13 protein-coding genes are annotated in these 21,115 nt (G+C 41.8%); 6 read left to right on the forward strand and 7 right to left on the reverse strand.

The features are described 5' to 3' along the window. Nucleotides 1-49: 49 nt before the first annotated feature. Entirely contained in the window at nucleotides 50-1,060 is a 1,011-nt protein-coding gene (ltaE, locus tag L3V43_RS16725) for a low-specificity L-threonine aldolase (RefSeq protein ID WP_010607491.1), read from the forward strand. A gap of 87 nt (nucleotides 1,061-1,147) precedes the next feature. Beyond that, nucleotides 1,148-1,651, forward strand: a complete 504-nt coding sequence (locus L3V43_RS16730; RefSeq protein WP_010607492.1) for a hypothetical protein — start codon at nucleotides 1,148-1,150, stop codon at nucleotides 1,649-1,651. Between the two features lie 61 nt (nucleotides 1,652-1,712). Here the strand turns inward: L3V43_RS16730 and L3V43_RS16735 are convergent, their stop codons facing one another. The 3 genes from L3V43_RS16735 to L3V43_RS16745 all read right to left on the reverse strand — a co-directional run bounded on the left by L3V43_RS16735 (nucleotide 1,713) and on the right by L3V43_RS16745 (nucleotide 6,991). After that, nucleotides 1,713-3,875 carry a TonB-dependent siderophore receptor gene (locus tag L3V43_RS16735; protein ID WP_237116965.1) on the reverse strand — a complete coding sequence of 721 codons (2,163 nt, stop codon included), beginning with the start codon at nucleotides 3,873-3,875 and terminating at the stop codon, nucleotides 1,713-1,715. Between the two features lie 126 nt (nucleotides 3,876-4,001). Beyond that, nucleotides 4,002-4,160 carry a DUF2256 domain-containing protein gene (locus L3V43_RS16740; protein ID WP_102058576.1) on the reverse strand — a complete coding sequence of 53 codons (159 nt, stop codon included), beginning with the start codon at nucleotides 4,158-4,160 and terminating at the stop codon, nucleotides 4,002-4,004. 563 nt (nucleotides 4,161-4,723) lie between these two features. Then, on the reverse strand, nucleotides 4,724-6,991 hold the full coding sequence (locus tag L3V43_RS16745; RefSeq protein WP_237116964.1) for an aminotransferase class V-fold PLP-dependent enzyme: 2,268 nt from the start codon (nucleotides 6,989-6,991) through the stop codon (nucleotides 4,724-4,726). Between the two features lie 255 nt (nucleotides 6,992-7,246). Between L3V43_RS16745 and L3V43_RS16750 the strand changes: the two genes are divergently transcribed. Then, entirely contained in the window at nucleotides 7,247-8,149 is a 903-nt protein-coding gene (locus L3V43_RS16750; RefSeq protein WP_102058578.1) for a sulfite exporter TauE/SafE family protein, read from the forward strand. 267 nt (nucleotides 8,150-8,416) lie between these two features. After that, complete coding sequence (locus tag L3V43_RS16755) at nucleotides 8,417-10,828, forward strand: TonB-dependent receptor (RefSeq protein WP_010607498.1); 2,412 nt, start codon at nucleotides 8,417-8,419, stop codon at nucleotides 10,826-10,828. A 105-nt stretch (nucleotides 10,829-10,933) separates the two neighbouring features. Here L3V43_RS16755 and L3V43_RS16760 read toward each other — a convergent pair whose 3' ends face one another. From L3V43_RS16760 to L3V43_RS16775, 4 genes are all read right to left on the reverse strand, one after another. Further along, nucleotides 10,934-11,812, reverse strand: coding sequence for an AraC family transcriptional regulator (locus L3V43_RS16760; RefSeq protein WP_233525275.1), 879 nt, complete (start codon nucleotides 11,810-11,812; stop codon nucleotides 10,934-10,936). 166 nt (nucleotides 11,813-11,978) lie between these two features. After that, a complete protein-coding gene (locus L3V43_RS16765; protein WP_010607500.1) occupies nucleotides 11,979-13,181 on the reverse strand; it encodes a response regulator in 1,203 nt (400 codons plus the stop codon). 46 nt (nucleotides 13,182-13,227) lie between these two features. Beyond that, nucleotides 13,228-14,433 carry an EAL domain-containing response regulator gene (locus L3V43_RS16770; RefSeq protein WP_010607501.1) on the reverse strand — a complete coding sequence of 402 codons (1,206 nt, stop codon included), beginning with the start codon at nucleotides 14,431-14,433 and terminating at the stop codon, nucleotides 13,228-13,230. A gap of 29 nt (nucleotides 14,434-14,462) precedes the next feature. Beyond that, the gene (locus L3V43_RS16775; protein WP_237116963.1) at nucleotides 14,463-19,157 is read right to left on the reverse strand and encodes an ATP-binding protein; all 4,695 of its coding nucleotides are present in this window, start codon (nucleotides 19,155-19,157) and stop codon (nucleotides 14,463-14,465) included. Nucleotides 19,158-19,231: 74 nt separating this feature from the next. Here L3V43_RS16775 and L3V43_RS16780 point away from each other — a divergent pair, with 74 nt between their 5' ends. After that, complete coding sequence (locus L3V43_RS16780) at nucleotides 19,232-19,717, forward strand: GAF domain-containing protein (protein ID WP_102058581.1); 486 nt, start codon at nucleotides 19,232-19,234, stop codon at nucleotides 19,715-19,717. Nucleotides 19,718-20,222: 505 nt separating this feature from the next. Then, nucleotides 20,223-21,113, forward strand: a complete 891-nt coding sequence (locus L3V43_RS16785) for a cation diffusion facilitator family transporter (protein ID WP_010375246.1) — start codon at nucleotides 20,223-20,225, stop codon at nucleotides 21,111-21,113. Nucleotides 21,114-21,115 lie beyond the last annotated feature (2 nt).

Consider the following 21,115-nt stretch of genomic DNA (forward strand, 5'->3'; position numbering starts at 1 on the left):
TTCAATTGGTATTATGCTGTGTGCTCCTATTTTGACAAGGATAAGATTGATGGATTTTAGATCTGATACGGTTACGCAACCGACCCCCGCCATGAAACAAAGCATGTTTGACGCGCCGCTTGGTGACGATGTTTATGGTGATGATCCGACAGTGAATGCACTTGAACAGTTTGCGGCTGAGCGTCATGGTTTTGAAGCTGCGCTGTTTACCAGCTCAGGCACGCAAGCAAACCTGCTTGCACTGATGAGCCATTGTGAAAGAGGGGATGAATATCTTTGTGGCCAACAGGCGCATAATTATAAATTTGAGGCGGGTGGAGCGGCTGTGCTTGGCTCTATTCAGCCGCAACCATTGGAAAACGAGGCTGATGGCAGTATTTGCTTAGAAAGAATTAAGCAAGCGATTAAACCTGATGATTTTCATTTTGCGAAAACTAAGCTGCTTAGTTTAGAAAACACCATTGGTGGCAAGGTTTTAAGTCTAGAATATATCGCACAAGCCAGAGCGCTGTGTGACGAGCATGGCTTAAAGCTCCATCTTGACGGTGCAAGAGTCTATAACGCTGCAGTCGCGTTAAAGGTTGATATCACAGAAATTGTAAAGCATTTTGATTCATTTACTATTTGCTTATCTAAAGGACTTGGCGCGCCGATTGGCTCTTTATTGCTTGGTGATAAAGCATTGATAGAAAAGGCGAGAAGGCTTAGAAAAATGCTTGGAGGTGGTATGCGTCAGGCGGGCATGCTCGCGGCGGCTGGTCTTTATGCTTTGCAACATAATGTAGAGCGTCTCGAGGAAGATCATCAAAACGCGCAATATTTAGCTGATAAACTTGAGCAACTGCCTGGGTTTAAGCCATGCAAGCACTTAGTACAGACGAATATTATCTTCGCTGAAGTGGAAGCTGGCATTGATCTTTTTACTATAGCAAAGCAGTTAAAGGCAAAGGGCATCAATATCACTCCAGGATATCAAGGCATGCGATTTGTGACGCATATGGGAGTGAGCCGCGCCGATGTGGATGAGCTAATAACAGAACTCACCAATTTGTTGATGTGATAGGTATTATATTTCGTTACATTTAACGTATTCTATTTGGGAACGTTTACTGCTAGTTTTGTGCGAAAGTTATATAAGGAAAATTCAATGCTCTTTTCGTTGATAAAGGCTACGTTTGGTATTTCTGCTTTGCTAATCAGCACCGCAAGCATTGCCAATTCGGTCGATTTTTCTGTTGGTACTGGCTATCCATTTTTTGGTCAAATCGAACTTTCTCTTCCACAAGCCGATAGTAATAGTCGGTGGTACGGAAATTACCTTATCGGTTTAGATGATGGATTTTCTATAGGCTATGAGAAAGCGGTGTCTGATAATAACAAACATGCAATAGGCGTGGTGTTAGGGGCTTTGGGGGCACGAGATGCTGGCCCTGCATGTGAAGATGATGATATTACATGTGGTATTTTTGAGCCAATTATCGATTTACTTGATGATGAAACCACCAATGGCGCAGGTTTAAGTTATAGCTATCACTTCTCGGGTATAAATCAGTCTGGATGGAGTGTGAAGCTGGTGGCTGGTTATGGCGAAAGCGGCGAGTCTCATAAAAAGCGTGCTGATGGTAGTTTTATTGTTAGCTATCAGTTTTAAGTCATCGCCCTATGAACATTGGTCTCGGTTCTAGGGCGATTTAGTTCTTATAATTTAGCCGTTAAAACTTGTATTTCACGTTAGCGCTGATAGTTCTACGTTGTCCATAGAAACAATCGCCACGGAACAAACAGCTGGTAATAACCGTTTTATCGGTGACATTATCGACTTGTAAACTGAATTGATATTGTTCAATGTCATAGCCAATCATCATATCAATAAGGTTAAAGTTATCAGTCACTAATTGCTGATGTAGTGTTTGGCCGTTTAATTCAACTGTGCGACTGCCATCATAGGTTTTTCCTACATGTCGAATACCCGCGCCAAATTTTAGCCCTGGAAGCCATTCATCTGCGCGGTACGTCGCCCAAATTGAAGCTAAGTGCTTAGGTGTTGCTGAGAGCTGAGTATCATCTGTGATGAGCGTAACCAAATCTTGTGCTACATAGAGCTCTGTAGGTGACAGCGGAGAAACGTCTTGTTCCGTATCTAAATAAGAATATGCTGCATAGATATCAAGGTGCTGCCACTCAAGTTGGGCCTCAAGCTCTAACCCTTTGACCGCGATTTCACCGTCTTGTACTTCAAATTCGGGGGAAACTTTCCGTATTTGATTTTTGTCTTTAATTTCAAATATAGATGCCGTGATAAGGTGTTCGGTACCCGTTGGTTGATATTTTAAGCCGAGTTCAATTTGTTCACCCTCTAGCGGTTTATATGCGCCACCTTGTGGTTTTTGTCCAAATACAGCCTTAAACGATTCTGAATAGCTAGCATAGGGCGCTATGCCATTCTCAAATTGGTAAAGCAAACCGATCCGACCTGTTGTGGCATTCTGACTATTTTTGATTGCACCTGCCGTTTGCACCTGATTTGAAACATCATCATAGCGAAGTGCCGCATTGAGTACCCAGCTATTCACTTCAGCAGTAACTTGAGCATAAGCACCAAGCTGTTTATTGTTTAACGTGTTTTCAGGGTTATCGACAACTGCTGTTGGTAACGCTGTACTTTGTCCATACACTGGGTTATACAAGTCGAGTGGAGCTGCAACGCCACGGCCGCGATCAGAATCTGTATCCGCATTTTGGTAATCAACACCTGATACCATAGTGAGTTTAACCGCATCCAGTTCCAAATATTTATGGAATTGAAGATCCATCGTCACACTACGTGCACTTGAGTCGGTGAGGCTGGCGATACGCTTAACAGTGCGTTTGTCGGCTTCAAATTTTGGTGGCCAAGAATAAATGGTACGGTACTCGGATGAACTATCGCTGTAGCGACCGGAGAACTTAATATGTGTGTCTAAATCAAAGCTGTGCTCAACAATAGCGGTGATCGCTTGTTGCTCAGTATCATATTTATCCCAGCCAGGCTCGCTGACGAAACGCTCACTGGGAATTTGGCCATATTTTGCAGGTAGAATAGTGCCTTCATGCGGGAAGAATTGCGTTGAAGAGCCTGATTCATTTCTCTGAAGGTTGGCAAGCAAGGTAATTTTAGTTTCATCTGAAGCAAGCCAGCTAAAGCTTGGTGCAAGCATCAGGGTGTTGTCATCAACATAATCGGTCTGTGTGCCGCTGTCTCGATACATGGCAACAGCACGTGCTTGATACTCTTGCTGCTCACCAAATGTGGTGTTGTAATCAAGTGCTAGTTGCTTACGGTCGTAGTTGCCCACTTGTGCCCAGATCTCACCTTCAGTGTCTGCTTTTGGTAATTTTGATACTGCGTTGACGATACCACCTGTAGACCCCTGTCCGTAAAGCACGGATGAAGGACCTTTTAAGATCTCTACGCTTTCAAGTGCATAAGGGTTAGTACGGGTATTGTTGTAATTGCCAAACAATTTTTGCAGGCCGTCAACATAGAGTAAGGGGTCGACGCCACGAATTTTAGACCAGTCGCCTCGAGTATCAACACCATATGGCCCATTATAAACACCTGCAACATACCCAATCGCATCTTGCAGCGTTTCTGCGCCTAAATCAGAAATACGTTGTGCTGTTAATACAGAAACCGAAACAGGTGTTTTGACGATTGGAACTGCTGTTTTTGATGCAGTAGCGCTAACGTATGAAATTAGTCCTCTTGGGCTAACTTCGATGATTTCAATGTCGTCTTTATCTTGTTTTGTTTGCTCTTGTGCAATCGCAGAGCAAGACAATGCCAGTGCAACGCTGGCAATAAGGCTTGGATATTTGTATTTAAATGAGCGCATGATTAATCCCTATGATCTAAGTTTGCGCAAATGATATTGTAGATGAGAGTGATTATCAATATTATTGTTCTGTAATTTGCAAATATTACAAAGCATTATTCTAGTTACAACATTCGCCACGTTTTGTTAATTGTTGTGCCCTATACTTAAGCGGCGCTCAGCAGCACAGCGCTTTGAGCAGTATTTAACGTTTTCCCAATCTCTTTGCCATTTTTTCCGCCAATAAAACGGGCGTTTGCAAATAGGGCATACTTTATAAGGTAGGTTTACTTTCTTATGAGCCATTTAGGGTTGATACCAATTAGTCTTAATACTTGCTCAATTTGAAGGAGCCAATCTGACGCTAACTGAGTTAAAAATTTCTCATTTAGAACAACTAAATAACCTGAGCTGCGGATAATTAATGCCTTTCTAGCAGCCAGTTTTAGCGCTAACTGCGTTGAATTCACTTCCAATAGCCAGCTATTGGTGCGTAAATTCGCCTTGCCTACAGGATGTAGGTACCTTAGCGAGAGCAGGACGCGGAAGCGGTGTTTTCCCTAAAACTCTCTGGCTAGACAAGGAAAAAACTAAGTTGTGCTTTAGCAACAATGAGTTGGAACATTCCTTATCCAAACCTCAGGTTAAATAGCAAAATTTTCGTCTTGCCTACACGGATGTAGGTACCTTGGCGATAGCAGGACGCGGTAGCGGGGTTATCGACAAGATTTTCTCGCCTCAAAATAGATCACTTAATTAAGCCAATTGGTATTAGTCATTTTTAGTATTCATACGGTAGTGATGAAAAGTGAGATCAAAAAAGCCCCATAGCGAGCGCCGTAGGGGCTTTAGAAAGGAAACAGTGAAGGTTATGCTGATGGGATGAGTGCATACCCTCCTTTTAAATGTCCGATATTATTAAAGCCGAGTCGTGCTAGCGCCTGTGCTGCAACTTGTGATCTACTGCCGCTGCGACACACCAACACCAACTCTTTCGTCTTGTCTTGGCTTTGTTTGCAAATAAAGTCAGTAAGGCGGGTTAGTGGCACATTTTGATCAAACGCTCTGTTGTGATTTAGAGCATATTCATGCGGTTCACGTATATCAATTAACAGCACACCTTCGTTGTTAGCGATGTGAGCATTGAGCTCTGTTGCGTTGTACTCGTGCAATTCAAATTGGTTTTTATTGCAAACCGTTGCGCCACACATGATCTCACTGCCAGCCTCATCAACAATGTTTTTGTCTATTTGCGCCTTTTTCTCAACAAATACATCAACCGCAATGTCATGTTGAAGCACACTATTTAATAGTAAATTTCGACTACACTCTGCCGCTAGGGTGGTTGCAAACTCATTGTTGTAGTCGTGACTTGGGCATAACAAGGTATCTGTGTCGATGAGCTGAGCAAGTAACTGAATGCTATTCAGCATCGCTTTTGGTGAGCTGGTGGAGAAGTTGGTTCTACCTAATGCCCCCATCAGGATTAGGTCACCACAAAAAACGTATCTGATGGCGTACTTATCTTGTTGTTGCTCCAATAGCATAAAGGTGACGCTATCTTCCGTATGTCCTGGGGTGGTTAGTTTTGCAAGACGGAAATGACCAATAGCTAGCGCTTCAAGTGACTGGCCTTTATAGTCAATTTGTGTAGTTTGAGTTGGCCAGCCTAAATGGTCGCATGTTTGTTTTGGTAAATTCAGTGTGGTTCGACTCGATTCGTGATCGGCGTGCCCATGTGTATCAAGCGCAGCGAGCAGTGTTAGCTGCTGGCATTCTAATATCGTATTAAGACGTTCTACCAGCTCAGGAAGTGGATCGATAATAATCGCCGTTTTTGACTGCTTATCAGCAAACAACCAACAGCATGCACCACCCACTTTAAATTGTACTAGGCCGTCAAGCGCTTCTTTATTGTTAACGCCATTCGCCGCTTGCATGAGACAACTGTGACCGAGTGCCTGAGCACAATGGAGAATGCGCTCACACGCCGCGTCTATTTCAGTTTGGGTTGTGGCAGGGCCAAAAGACAGTCGAATAGCCGATTCGCTTTGCCATGCAGGGAGTCCCATGGCATCTAGCACAAAACTGCGCGTTACCTTTGAACTGCACGCTGAGCCCGAGCTGACACGGATGTTTGCTGCGTCAAACAAATCCATGATTTCTTTTGAGCTAAATCCCGGAATTGCAAAGTTTAGTGTAGTCGGAACGCTATTACTGAAGTGATTATTAAATACAATAGTCGGGAACGCATCTTTGAGCGTTTGTGCTAGTTGATTTCGAAAATCGTGTAGTTTATCTACGCTTGCAAATTGGCTGTCATTTTCTTTTAGCAGTTCATCAAAAATCACATTCAGCGCGGCAAGGCCAGGTAAGTTTTCTGTCCCTGAGCGTAAACCGCTCTCTTGACCACCGCCAGCAATAAATGGCGTAAACGGCGCGGTTTCTCGAATATAAACAAAACCGATGCCTTTTGGTGCATAGAGCTTATGACCGCTAAAAGGTGCGTAGTCAATAGTTGTTCTCGCTAGGTTTAAATTGCGTTTACCCAGCGCCTGAACACAGTCAACCATCCAAAAAATATTTGAATTATGCTTTCTTATTACGTTTTCTAATTGGTTCAGGTCTTGATATACACCGGTTTCATTATTGACAGCCATAGTGCAAATCATTAGCGCATTAGGTACTTCATTTGCGATAAACGCTAAATCCAGATTGCCTGCACCATCAACCGGAATGGCTTTGACATCGGCATTAATTTCTAAAATTTGATTCCAATGTTTAAGTGACTCTGGTACTGCTTTGTGTTCAGTTGCCCCGTAAAGTAGTGTATATTTTTTGTTTGGCTGTATCTTCTTTTTTGCTTCACAAAGGGCTGATAGTATGCCGGTTTGGATGCCCTCGGTTGCGCCACTGGTGAAAATCACTCGACCATGACCAGAACCCAGCACCGCACGTGCTTTTTGGCGAGTTTGTTCCATCAGTTGCTTAGCCTGTAGGCCTGTAATGTGGCTGCTGCTCGGGTTACCAAACATGGTTTTCATGGTAACCAATGCTGCGTCTGCTGCTTGCTCTAATACAGGGGTTGTTGCATTAGCATCTAGATATATTTGAGGTAACACCGATTCTACTGTCATGATTGTGCCTTTAGGTATAAGCAAATTACCGATATAACAAAAAGTAATAAGTAATTATTTATAGTTATAATAAGGGAGATAGGCGTGCGTTTCAACTATTGAGGATGTGTTTATTGCATTCAGGTGTATTCACTTTTAATGTAAATTTAATTTGAAAAAAGTGTATTCATCATGTTTAATTGCGTTCGCTCAAATACTAGATGAGTATGGTAACGGGTATTAATAAGGAAAGGCTCTTTGAGTAATGGATGAATAATGTTGCAACGAATAACAAAACCGACGATGTGGCCCTTATTTTTTACACTGGGTGTGTACGCTACGTTGATCTGGGTACAAGGCTTTTATCAAGCACTTGGTCAAATTATCAGTGAATCCCATATTGCGCTGACCATGGCGTTGGGATCGTTTGTGGCAGGTGGAACGGCATTAGGCGGTGGCGCCGTCGCCTTTCCTGTGATGACTAAATTATTAGACATAGATCCCGCTACGGCCAAGGTATTTTCTCTCGCGATACAAAGTTTTGGTATGACAGCGGCGACCATTACTATTTTCTGTCGCCGTATTCCGGTATATAAAAACGTTATTTTAATGGCGTTGCCAATGGCTGCGCTTGGTGTAACGCTCAGTCTATTGTATATCGCGCCTCTGGCACCAAGGCTCCTAGTTAAGTCTATTTTTAGTTTTTTGTTGCTCTGCTTTGCACTAACACTGATTTTGAGATGGTGGCGTAAGGCACATCATCAACCTAGCAGTGAGTTTATCCAACCTAAAATGCTACGCTTTATGGCCGTAGCGTTAATCGGAGGTATAGCTAGTGGATTAGTAGGGTCGGGTGCAGATATTGCACTCTTTGCCTTGTTGGTGATTGCTTATAATGCAGATGTGAAAAAGGCGACTGCAACCTCCGTCGTGGTGATGACGTTTACCTCATTGATTGGAAGTAGCATTAATGCGTGGCACCTCAATACGATCAGCAGTGAAATAAATGGCTATTTGCTAGCGGCAATACCGATTGTGGTCGTTGGTGCTCCATTAGGCGCTTATGTTTGTTCAAAAGTAAAAGTGGGGCATCTGGTCAGTTTTCTTTTAGTCTTGATTGGGCTTGAAGTGAGCTTTACCTGTTATGAGTTATATCCGACGCTGCTAGGATTGTTCTAATCTAACGCGGTTTACAAAATTGGGTAAGCCGCGAAGCGAGCAAATAACGAAGTTAGATTACGCTCGCTAAATAAAAATATCCATCTGTTACACTTTATTATCATCTTTTCGTGTATTGCAAAAAACATTACATTTTTAAAATGTAAATGATAGTTGTTATCATTACTATTGTTTTGCTAAACTTCGCCCCCTCTCTGATAAATTATTTTCTGAAATAGGTATTTGGCTTATTTCACCACTATCCAATTGCGTAGTTTGGAGTTAAAAATGCAATACTCTCGCTCTTCTGTTCTTTCCGCCTCATGCGTTGCGGTTAAGTTGGCTTTACTAGGTGCAAGCACAACGGCTTTTGCTTCTGAAGACATAGAAAAAATCAGTGTTTATGGCAAACATAATAAAATTATTTTGCAATCTGGAACTGCAACTAAGTCCAATATGGATCTTATGCAGACCCCCGCCGCGGTTGTTGTTGTTGACAAAGAGCTACTAGATTCGCAAAGCGCAGCGACTTTACAAGAAGCACTACGCAACGTAAGTGGTTTGTCTCAGGCCGGTAATAACTACGGCATTGGTGATTCACTAATGGTTCGTGGCCTAGGCGTAAACTATACCTACGATGGTATGTATGGTGGTGCTGACTTAGGGAACAGCTTTAACCCAACACGCTCCTTAACCAATATCGAAAGTATTGAAGTATTAAAAGGTCCTGCTACAGGCCTTTATGGTATTGGTGCTGCAGGTGGTGTAGTTAACTTAGTTGAGAAAAAGCCACAGTTTGAACAAGCGCTCTCAATTAACGGTAAAGTGGGCGCATGGAATACTTATGGTTTGGGCGTTGATTTTACAGATGCAATTACTGACAAGCTTGCCTACCGTGTTGTTGCAAACCATGAGCGTAGCGACGGCTATCGAGACCTAGAATCTAATAGAGACGAAATCTATGCAAGCTTACGTTTCGACCCAAGCAGCGAGCACTCATTTTTACTTTCAGCGGCCTATATTGATGATTCGCAACAAGTAGATTCAATTGGCGATCCGGTACGGATTATTAACTGGGATAGCATTACTGGGCAACCAGGACTGGTTACAGCTGATCGCTTGCCAAATGACCCACAATATGATGCTGAGAAAGGTAAGTGGTTAGGTGTACAGCTGAATGATGAACAGCGCGCGCAACTTGCTGAGTCAATTCGTATTGGCGATGGCCTAAAGCCTTTCAATCTTGGCGATGGGAATCTGATTTCTCCTTTATCTCGTCCTAATGAAGGTGAAGAGTTACGGATAAAGCTTCGTCACGATTGGTACTTAAATCGCAACTCGAAGCTAACCCAGCAGGTATTATGGCGTAGCTATGATTCTGATTTTGTTCGCCAAACAGGTGCTTACAATTATGTTTATTGGGAGCGCAATGGTGTGATCAATGCAAACCCAAGAGCTCCGCTTGTGATTGATGATGTGCTATATCCTTATGCGGCTCGCCGTCAAGAGTATCGCCGTCAAGTTGCCAGCGAAAAAACTTGGCAGTACTTTGCTGATTTACAGTTAACTTGGGATATGGCTTCTTTGAGCGGTGAGCATTTAGTCAGCGTTAACTATGAAAATCGTGATATGCGCTTAAAAAGTTGGTCTGCATATGATGCCGATGGTAAAGGTTCAATTCCATATATCTTAGACATTCGCAGTCCAAACTGGCCAACAGGCGAATTCGAGGATTATGACCCATCGCTACGTAGTAATTACGATAAAACGCTTACGGCGTATGGCATTAGTGCACAAGAAGTGGTGTATATCACTGATGCACTAACTGCTCGTGCTGGTCTTGCATATACTAGCGTTGAACAAAAATATCAGCATTTAGGTACTGATCGTTCACCAGAAGAGAGTGAAGAGCTGGACACGGATGATGCAGGTATGACGTATAATATTGGCTTGAATTATCAAGTGACCTCTCAGCTTTCTGCTTTTGTAAATATGGCAAAAGGTCGTACTGCATACAGTGTACTGGGTAGTCTAGAAAATGAAGCTGATGCAAATCGTAAAAACAGACCTGACTCTGAATCTGAAACGTTAGATATTGGTGTGCGTTTTACTGCCTTTGATGAAGATTTATTGGGCTCATTAGTGTGGTTCGAAACTAAACGCACAAACCTAATGTATAACAATCCTGAGTATAACGAGCAGCCAGGTGACGACTACAATGTCAGCGTTCCACGCTATTTCTTCGATGATGAAGATGAGTCAAAAGGTGTAGAGCTTGACTTAAATTTAGCATTGAATGACCAAATCAGTGTGAATATGAACGCGACTTATCAAGATGCTGTTGAGATCCGTTCGAATGAACGCTCAGGTCAAATGAAAGGGGTACCGAAAAAGTTTGCCAGCACGTGGGTGAAGTATACCCAGCCAGCTAATTGGTTTGGAGGGACTCTAGAGTACAGTCTTGGAATTAACTACGAGAGTGAACGAACAATTAATTCTGTTTCTTTCGGCCTGCCTACGGCAACTATTGATGGTTATACTCGCTGGGATGCTGCAATTAAGTTCGATGCTGAGCAGTTCGATATTCAGCTAAACCTTGAAAACCTAACTGACGAGCGTTATTACAGTAAAGCATTGTTCTTAGGTGGCACGCCTGGCAACGAGCGAAATGCTAAATTGAGCTTTAACTATAGGTTCTAATTGGTTCGCAAATAAATAAGGAGGGAAGTCCCTCCTTATTCTTTCTAAGCAGTCGATGCTTAGTCGCGTTTAGATTAGTTAACCCCTGAACAGGATAAAAATCAGTTATTTAATGTAACAAGTGATACGAGTGAGAAGCTCGTGTGGTGGTGTATCTCTAACATCATTTAAGTATTCTTCGATAACAGGCACATCGGCAGGTTCGAACTCACTGTTAGGTAACCATTGTCCAAACAGGTACTCGTAAGGCGTTTCAAGAGAAGCATAGTCACCTTGGTAAAGTAGGCTAGCTGTTTTGCCTGATGGAATGGCGAATTCACAAAGCCCCTCTGGGAGAGATGCGGTTGTCTTTGGCACTAAAATTGTTGCCATTGATTTTAGTTTGCTTTCCTCGACGGTTTTTGGGTCGTCAAAATATACACCAAAGAAACGCGTATCCGCACCTAATAAGCCTTGTTGCTGCGCCAGTACGTTTAATTTTTCAAATGCTTGACCGATTTGCATGTAATCGCCATGGTGCTCAAGTCCGATTAACGTCATTTGCTCATTACTGCCTATTTCTACATTAAACATATTCGAATCCTCTTCTACCTTAATGATATAAAACTCGGCCGCACAGCCTTTTGCCTTGGCCTGTTCATGTTGGCGAAATAGGCTAGGTGGTTGCTTATATCGTTGAGAAAATGCTCGGCTAAACGCTTCAATACTTGCATAACCGGTCTGCTCAGCCACCTTTGCAATGGAGTCTTGGGTGCGAATTAACATACCTGCAGCAACATGTAGTCGCATTCTTCTTACGGTTGCATTGATGGTTTCCCCAGCGATTGAGCGATAAACACGGTGAAAGTGATAAGTCGACATATGGCATTGATCAGCAAGCGTGATCACATCAAGTTCGCGATTAATATTGTTATAGATGTAATCAATAACAATATTTAAGCGAGTAGTGTATTGGCTCAGGGTTGTTGCTTTTCTAGTCATCATTCACTTCATTGTTGGTTTATGCGGCCACTTTTACCAATTCACCTCAAAATAGATCACTTAATTAGGCGAATTGGTATTACAACTCCGAAACTTACGTCAGAGTTGATATGGCTTATCATGGCAGAACTCGATTTGATAATGTTTGCTGATTTGTACTTTACGCAACTTATTGGTTTTCCGTAAGTGCTTTTTCCACAGCTTTTAAAATAGATGATTTGGTAGACGGTTTGGTGATGTACCCAGTGAGCCCCAAAGACGCCCACTTTCTGATTATATCTTTGTTTTTATTGCTGGTTAGCGCAATGATAGGAAGTTTTTTACAATGTGGAATATTGCGAATATTTTTGGTTGTATTGTAGCCATCAAGCTCTGGCATAAATAAATCCATAAATACCATGGTGAATTTATGCTTTCTCAATGTTTTTATAGCGCCTAACCCGCTGGTTTCACAGTCTACTTTATACCCCTCATCACGTAGGATCTTGGCTATCATCTCTCGATAAATTTCGTTGTCTTCCACCACCATTATTTTTACTTCTTCTTGCTTGGTTTCAAGCGCTTTTGGTTCGCTAACATCAACCTCACCGGTATCACCTACTGGCAATACATTTTGCGCTAATTGCGCGCACTTAGAGTTGTCTTTTTCGCTCAGCAATGCTGTAAGCTCAGCGATAGAGAATTGTTTATCTTTCAATCTTTTTGTTAATTCATGAACGCTATCTGCCAATTGGTGTTCTAGTTCATCCAGCAGTGGCGATAAGTGTTTTTGTTTTAATTCATTTAGCAAGTCATCTTGAACTTTATTAATCCCTTTTTCATTGTCGAGATTACGTCTTACCGTTTGTAGCGTTTCATCCGCTTTTTGATGATACAAAGCTGCATCATCAATCAATTGCTTTAGCTTGTCATCTATGCGACCAAAATGCTCCTCTCTGATTTTAGCAACCTCAGACGTGCCTTCCGTACGAACCAAAGCATTATGTAAGATCATACGAAATCGGTAGTTCTCATACATCGGTTTGTAGACAAAATAATCGGTAAAAATACCTTTCATACAACATCGAAAGGCCACGCCTGACTCTTTGTTTTCACACAGTAAAATATTTTCATGAGCATAGTTAAGTAAGCCATGCTTGGCGAGCAAACTATAGATTTCGACGCTTTTTGCGACTGTCTTTCGAGCAATAACAATGACATCTGGTGGAGACTCAGTTAGCACTTCAGCTACTTCTTTATGACTAGTGAGAGTACGGTATTCATTGACTTGAGAAGCAACAATATCAACAACGCCAGTCATTTCTGCAGGATCGTCGCAAATAATAATCACTTTTGGATGTCGTTGTGCGTGTTCAACGTCTTTTTTATGCATAGATTCCCTCTAACTATGAGAGTATATCAAAGCCTATTAAATTTAATTATTTACTAGAATGAGACTTTTGCAATGCGGATTCAGAGACAGTTTGCAAAAACTCCGACGGGGTACAAGGTGGGTAGTAATAATAGCCTTGAACCGATTCTACTTCGTAACTTTGTACAACGACTAGGTCCTCAATCTCTTCGACACCCTCAGCGACGACCTCTAGTCCAAGTTGGTGAGCCATCTCACAGGTGCTCGCGATAATGACGCGTTTGTTTGGTTGCGTTGAACAGCCATCAACAAAGCATCTATCGATTTTGAGTTCATCAAACGGTAACTCGTTGAGCTGCTTAATAGAAGAATACCCTGTACCAAAATCGTCAATAGACAGCTTAAAGCCTTTAAGTTTTAAACGCAGCAACACATCAAGCGCACGCTTGATGTTATCTAACAAGTGACTCTCAGTTAACTCTAGCGTGATTTGAGAGGTGGGGGTGCAATACTCTTCGCAAATAGACTCGAGTTTTTCTGGGAGTTTTATGTCTTCTAGCTCTTTCACGCTCAAATTAATGCTGAATTGAAGCGCTTTAAGAATATCTCGATTATAGCTAAGCAAGGACAAGGTTTGTTTCAACAGGCTATAGGATAGCAGGTGAATTAATTCGTTCTCTTCCATTGTCGCGATAAACTGTGAAGGAGGCACAGTGCCATCGGTACTATGATGCCATCTTGCAAGCACTTCTGCGCCAATGATTGCACCGGATGAACTTGCGACTTTAGGTTGAAAATACGCACAAAACTCTTCTCGCAATAATCCCTCATAGATCTCATCTTTACTATAGTTTTGTAGAGCGTGTTGGGACTTTGTGGATGTATTTTGAGACTGAAGCTGACTGTAAAGTTCTTTTAGCTTAGTTGCAGAAAGTGGCTTTTCTAAACTAGATATAATGGTGAGGCCATGAAGCTCTGCCAGTGCAGCGGTATTTTTGATAAATAGACCTTTTTCACCACTTAGCAAAGCGATAGGTGCTTGGATACTTAGTTCGGCAAATTTCCGTAATATCTCTACGCCATCCATTTGCGGCATGTTGATATCAAGTAAAATAAGGGAAGCTTGATGGAGTTCTTGACTTTCTAATGCAGACAGCCCGCTGTTAAACCCTTTAAAGGCGCACGGTGTCTGGTTAGAAATCAACAATTGCAATTGTGTGAGAATAAGCTCGCTATCATCAATCGCAATAATAAGGTGCTTTTCATTTATCATACATACTAGACCTGAATTTTTAGCACGTGTTACGTGAGATCTTCCACATTAAGTATAGAAGCGATTTCAGCTTGTGCATTATCAAAAAGCATCAAACATTGATTCAATAAATTTTCAATTTTTATCTGCTTACCTTCACCTGCTGCATGTTCAAGTTCTGCCATTTTTTCAGAGAGTTGTGTTGCGCCGACAGCCTTCGCCGAGGTTTTCCCTTGATGTGCAATATTCTTGACACTTTCAGGATGTTCTAGGTCTACCCCTTGTAACAGTTTTTTCGTGTCGTCGACAAAGCTTCTTAAGAAAATACTCTGTAACTCTTTATCTGTACCTACATATTCACTGAGTATCACCAAGTCGATATGTCTGGTTGGCGCATCTAGTTCCTCCATCAATGAGGAAGCATTCTCCGCTCCTTGGCTGTTTGTTGGAATGTTGCTCGAAAACCATTTTTTTAGCTTTTTGTTTAATTTCTGCAAGACAATGGGCTTTGCAATGTAATCGTCCATCCCGGCGTTAAAGCAAATATCTTTCTCACCGTCTAACGCATTAGCCGTTGCCGCAATGATAGGAATGTGCTCTAGATTGCGTTCACGTTCATGCTCGCGACGTTGTTTTGCGAATTCATAGCCATCCATCACAGGCATATGGCAGTCCGAAATAATAAGCGAAAAGTGATACTGTTCGAGTAGCTGCAAGGCAACTTTACCATTGTCGGCAATAATGCATTGATAGCCTAGCAGAGCTAGCTGTCTTTTGAATAAATCCTGATTATAAACATTGTCCTCGACGACTAAGATAAGCTTGTTAAGTGCTTGGGCATCATTAATTGTGGGTAGTGCCTTAGATTTAGTCTCGCTGTCGTCACTTGTTGATTCACTGTCAATTAGCCCTTCTAAGGTGGCGATGTGTGAAACGACTTTATAAGCGTAATAAGGATATAGCGCGAGGTTTGAGACGTTGATATTGTTTGCATGCGGAAGCTTGTCCTGATTATTGTCTAGTAAAATATACTTGCACTCGCTTTCCGCGATGAAAACTTCTTTTCCTTCTGTAGTGAGTTGTTGGAAGGCTTCTGCAGTGATAACGAGATAATCAAATTGTTGACTATCAATCAGTTGCGCGTTAAACAGTTCTCGAGGGAATATTTCACATTGGGCTTCATAGATGCGCAGTTGATTTTGCAGGTCTTTTTCAAATTTGTCCTCGTCGCCCACCACAGCAATTTTTAGTCTGTCTAAGGTTAAGCTAATATCACGGGTTTGTTTTGGCACTTCACAGTATGGCAGAGTAACAATAAAGTTACTGCCAAAACCCTCGAGGCTTCTACAGTCAATTTCCCCTTCCATCATGGCTACAAGTTTGTGGGTAATGGAAAGGCCCAGCCCGGTACCGCCATATTGGCGTTGAATACTACTATCTGCTTGAACAAATGGTTTAAAAAGGTTTTCTACTTGTTCTTCGGACATACCTTTACCATTGTCTTTCACGCTAATTTCCATATAACCATCATCGGGAGAGCGCCCAATAGTCACTTCTACAAAGCCAGCGGCGGTTGCAGTAGTTTTGGTGAATTTTAACGCGTTACCGATTAGGTTTAATAAAATTTGGCGCAGTCTAACTGGATCTCCTAATTGCCAGTTAGGTAACTGTGGCGAAAGATAAAAGGCAAGCTTGAGCTTTTTAGAGTCCGCTTGATATGCAAGGAGCTCCGCGAGTTCTCTAATAATTTCTTGCCAGCTAAATGGCGTAGATTCAAGTTGCATTTTCCCAGCTTCGATTTTTGAAAAGTCTAATATGTCGTTAATTATTCGAAGTAGTACTAATGCTGAGCTTTTTGCGACTTTGGTGAGGTGAGATTGCTCGTGATCAAGGTTAGACTGGGCGAGAATGTCCAGCATGCCCACCACGCCATTCATCGGCGTTCTTATCTCGTGACTCATTGTTGCGAGGAAGCGAGACTTTGCTTCACTTGCTTGCTCTGCTTTTATGCGAGCTTGCTCAAGCTCTGCAGAAAAGTTGATGCTTTTAGTAATATCATTCTGATAGATGAGGGTGTATTTCCCAGAATCTGTGGTGATATTTTTCACTAACACGTTGAACCAGTACAGGGTATCTTCACTAACATACTGGCACGTCGTTAGTGCTTGATACTGCTCTTTGTCTTTTGCCTCTTCTAACATGGACAGTAATTCGCTGTTGTCTGTCATTGGCAGTTGGGTAATAAATGCTATAACGTCAGAACCTTTGTTGAGAGAGCTTCCCATGAATTGGTATTCGTTGTGATTAGTTCTTTTAATGTGTTCGTTAAACTGATTTAGCATAGCTATATGCTGGTTTTCATCAATTAGCAGGATAAATGCTGGAAATGAATCAATGGCTTCTTGAAGCAGCTTTTCTGTAGATTTTTGGACTTTGAGTAAATGCTGAGCTGACATTCTTTCCACATCCGCTTCATGCATTTTTTCTAGGGCCGCTTTTCTCGCGGCAACGAGTTCTTTTTGTATTCTCTTTTGGCGATTGTTTTCATTAACTTGATTCGTTACATCTTTTACAACCCCGACAACAAACTGCGAATTTTCACTTGAGTAGTATTTTAAATTGAGAATGACATTTAGGTATCTAGTTGAAGATTCGTCTCTTATTGTCAATTGAAGTTCACTAGATTGATCGTGAGTTATGGAACGTAAGTTTGATTGCAACTTCTTCCTATTGTCACTATCGAGTAATTTTATAATTGGTTTTAAATTATGGTACTCAAGTTCGGGAGTTAAGTTAAACAGCGTCCTAAAGCCTTCAGAGGTATGTGCTACGTGTTGTCCAACAGGCACCTCAAAACTACCGATAGCGGCAAGCTTCTCAGATGAGTTCAATAAAGTTTGACGCTTTTGAATCGCGTCTTTTGCAGCTTGCTTGTCTAATTTTGCTTTTTGTTGGGCGCGATAGCTAATTGCTAAACCAAATAAGCAAAATGCAACTAATGACAACACCTGCCAGATAAACTTAATTTCTATGGTGTAGAAGAGATCTTGATTAAACGCTTCACGTGAATAAGCATAAGCACCCACTTGAAGTTCTTGATCCCAGATTTTTGCACTTAGAAAGTCGGTTTGGTCAATATTATTAGTAAGCAGTAATTGACTTAGTGGAGTATGCGTGCCGCTAATTTTAATCGCCTCGACTTCCTGCATAGTGTAGTAACCCGATGCGTTTTCTAGGCGGGTATCAAGGCTGAGTTCTAGGCTGCCAAGTAAGACATCCAGCTGAACTTCGTACCAATACAGTGTTTCCGTCAGCCCCTTATCGGACAGCCCAAGACCCGCCATAATCAATATTCGATGGCCATCATTACCCTTTATAATTTGTGTAACTACCCCTCCACGGTGCAAACTTTCTTGATATTGAGAATAAAACGACGCGATCTGGCTTTTGTCTACATACTGAGTGTTATTAAGATTATTAACGGCTAGCGTTTGCAACTGAGACGGTTTAGCGAGATCGGCATTGGTGCTAATACTGGCATACCTAAGGCTTTCAACATGTGGCTTGTACCATAGCGTTTTAAGGTGGTTTATACGCTCCAATGAGTGGTTGTTCAGCTGCCTAAGAGTTTGTACTTCAGAGAGGTATAATAGCTGCTTTTGACTTGCAAAATGTTCCACAAATAGCACGGCAAGTACTGACGAAAATATCACAATGAGCTGTGCGGTTTGTGTTCTAAGTGGTGCCGTTTTATATATTTTTAATTCGGTAAACGCTCTAATCAATAGGCAAATTAAAATGATATAAAGCAGCGCAATGATCAAAGAGATAATGAGTGAGGTTTGAGCTCGCTCTTGTGAATTTTGCATAGATGCGGCAGCAGAGTCCTTCATATATTCAAGTAAATTCAGGCTGCCACTAGCGAGCAAGTTCAAATAGGCAGTACTGTTATCCCACCACACATAGTGTGGTAAGTTGATTTCAGCTCCACGGCTAAAGCGGTTTAGGGCTGAGGTGACATAGTCATACTCTCTAGACGCCGTAGCGGCATTGTATAGCTGTACGGTATTTTGATTATCTTTGAGGCTGTCCATCAGTGTGACATGAGTGGCGTAGTATTGTAGCGCGCTTCTCATTGCACTTAATCTAGTGGCCTCTTCATCTGCCGTTAAGTATCGGCTGATCTTAGCTCTGAGTCTGCCCCCTAACTCAATTGCTCTGATAAGTGTGTGAATATTCTGGTACTGTGTTTTATCCTCATTGCTACCAAAATTATGGATGAAGGACTGCTCAGTTTGTATGGTTCGGACTGTATCGATTAAGTGATTAATCAAAATTGTGTAGCGAAGAAATAGTTGCTCGTGGTTGATATTTGCCTGTCTATTGAGCTTTCTCAGTGTTTGTATATCGTCTTTTATGGTCAATTGAAACTGATCGAAGTTATTAATGCTCGTGAGTTTTTCAGCAGTGAGTCTTATTATTTTTTCGTCCGTTTCCTGATAATATGCAAGTAGTCGCGCGTCGTGTTCTTCTTCGGACTTAAACCCCGTGGACATGCCGCGTTCACGTTGCAGACTAAAGATCACTTCAATCGCTTTATCTAGGGCGGAAAGGTTGTTGTAGTATAAAGTCAGACTCTGGTGAACCACACGATTTTTATTAAACTCGTTAATTTCGAGGTAAAAACCACTTAAGCAGACTAGGGAAAAAAGGGTTAGGGAGATTATTTTAAAATACTTGCTCACATTTGCCACCTGCGTTATCTCACAAAACAAACTATAGTAGAAATATAAACACTGTCTAATTAAGTAAGTAGATTATGAAAACCCCTGAGGTACCTAAAAACGAACCAGCTAGGTTACATGCGCTTAGGGAGCTTGCGATACTCGATACAAAACCAACACTTGAATTGGACCGAATTACTCAATTTACTGCCCATGTTTTTGATGCTCCAATTGCATTGGTAAGTCTTGTTGACAAGGACAGACAATGGTTTAAATCTCGCTTTGGATTGGATGCTGAGCAAACGTCTCGCGATGTTTCATTTTGTGGTCATGCAATATTAGAAGACACGGTATTTGTGGTTCATGATACGCTCGAAGATCCTCGCTTTATGGATAACCCTTTGGTGTTAAATGCCCCTCATATTCGATTTTATGCTGGTGCTCCTATCATATTGTCCAGCGGTTTTCGCGTTGGGACCGTATGTGTTATCGATATAGAACCTCGAGAGTTGAGTGAAGCTGATTGTGAAATATTAAAGCAAATCGCAACCGACGTTGTAACTCAGTTAGAAAAAATCTAATTGTACTTTACCGCAAGTAAAAGCGATGGGTGTCAAAATTTTCTATAAAGTCGGCCGTTACAGCCGCAAATGTTAGTGCATTTAGCTCGTGGAAACGTTACAATTGAGACTGTATATCATTGCCATTTAGGGCAATGTTTAAACGATAACTAACCTGAGGTTTAGATAAGGAATGAGGTAACTCATTGTTTCTAAAGTAATATTAAATTACTACCTTATCTAGCCAGAGAGTTTTGATGATAACTAGGCGAATTTGCGCACCAATAGCTGGCTTTTGGAAGTGAGTTCAACGTAGTTAGCGCTAAAATTGGCTGCTAGAAAGGCATTAATTATCCTAAGCTCAGGTTAACTACGTATATTTCTAAATTTATTTCTGTATTTTTGAATCACGGCTTTTTCCTACACGGTATAAAAGATAAGGTGAGGTGCATTTAGTCAAATGGCTCCATCTTATGCTGTGGTTGTACGTAGCATCTTATATTAAATTAGGTACACGACTCATTTCATGACAGATATCACTACGCATCAAGCTTCTCGCCGAAGATTATTGATTGCGCTTGCAATCACTTGCTCTTTTATGATCATTCAAGTTATTGGTGCTTATTACGCTAATTCTCTCGCTGTGTTAGCTGATGCTGGACACTTGTTTGTGCACAATAGTTCTTTATTTATCGCGTTGATAGCGTCAAGTGTGGCAGTTTATCTTGCTAAAACATATAACGATGGTTACAAGCGTGCTGAATATACCGGTGGACTTATCAATGGCATTCTCTACCTTTCAATTGCGGTAATTATCTTGCTCGAAGGGAGTGAGCGATTGTCTCATCATGCGGGCGGTCATGACCTAGAGGTGAATAGCTATTTAATGTCTATGATTGCTGCAATTGGGTTTTTGTTTCATGGGGCCTCCGCTTGGGTGCTGTACAAAGGCCGTAAAGACAGTATTAACGTCTATGCTGTTTTCTTGCACTCATTTTTTGATTTACTGTCCACCATATCGACATTTATCGCAGGTGTGATTATACACCTCACAGGCTGGGAGGTGGTTGATATTCTCTCGAGCATGCTGATTTCTGTCTTTGTATTGTTCACAGGAATTAAGGTGATAATTGCTTGTCTTAAAGGACTTGCTACACCCCCAGAAGTTTTGCCCACGGTTCAAGAAGTTGAGAGAACGATTGTGTCTACGGAGCATGTTGAAAGCGCCCATAATATTACGGTTAGCAAAATTGATGGGGCGGTTGTCGTTGGTGCACATGTGGTATTAAAGCATCACTGTACTATCGAATCTCATGATTCAGCGTGTCGCGTGGAAGTGGAAGAAGCGTTGAAAAAGTCCTTTAATGTGCTGAGTAGTGTGCTACAAATAGAGAGCCATGACTGCCCTCATCATTAGGG

The organism is Pseudoalteromonas sp. L23 (genome assembly GCF_021728455.1).
Classification (GTDB): domain Bacteria; phylum Pseudomonadota; class Gammaproteobacteria; order Enterobacterales; family Alteromonadaceae; genus Pseudoalteromonas.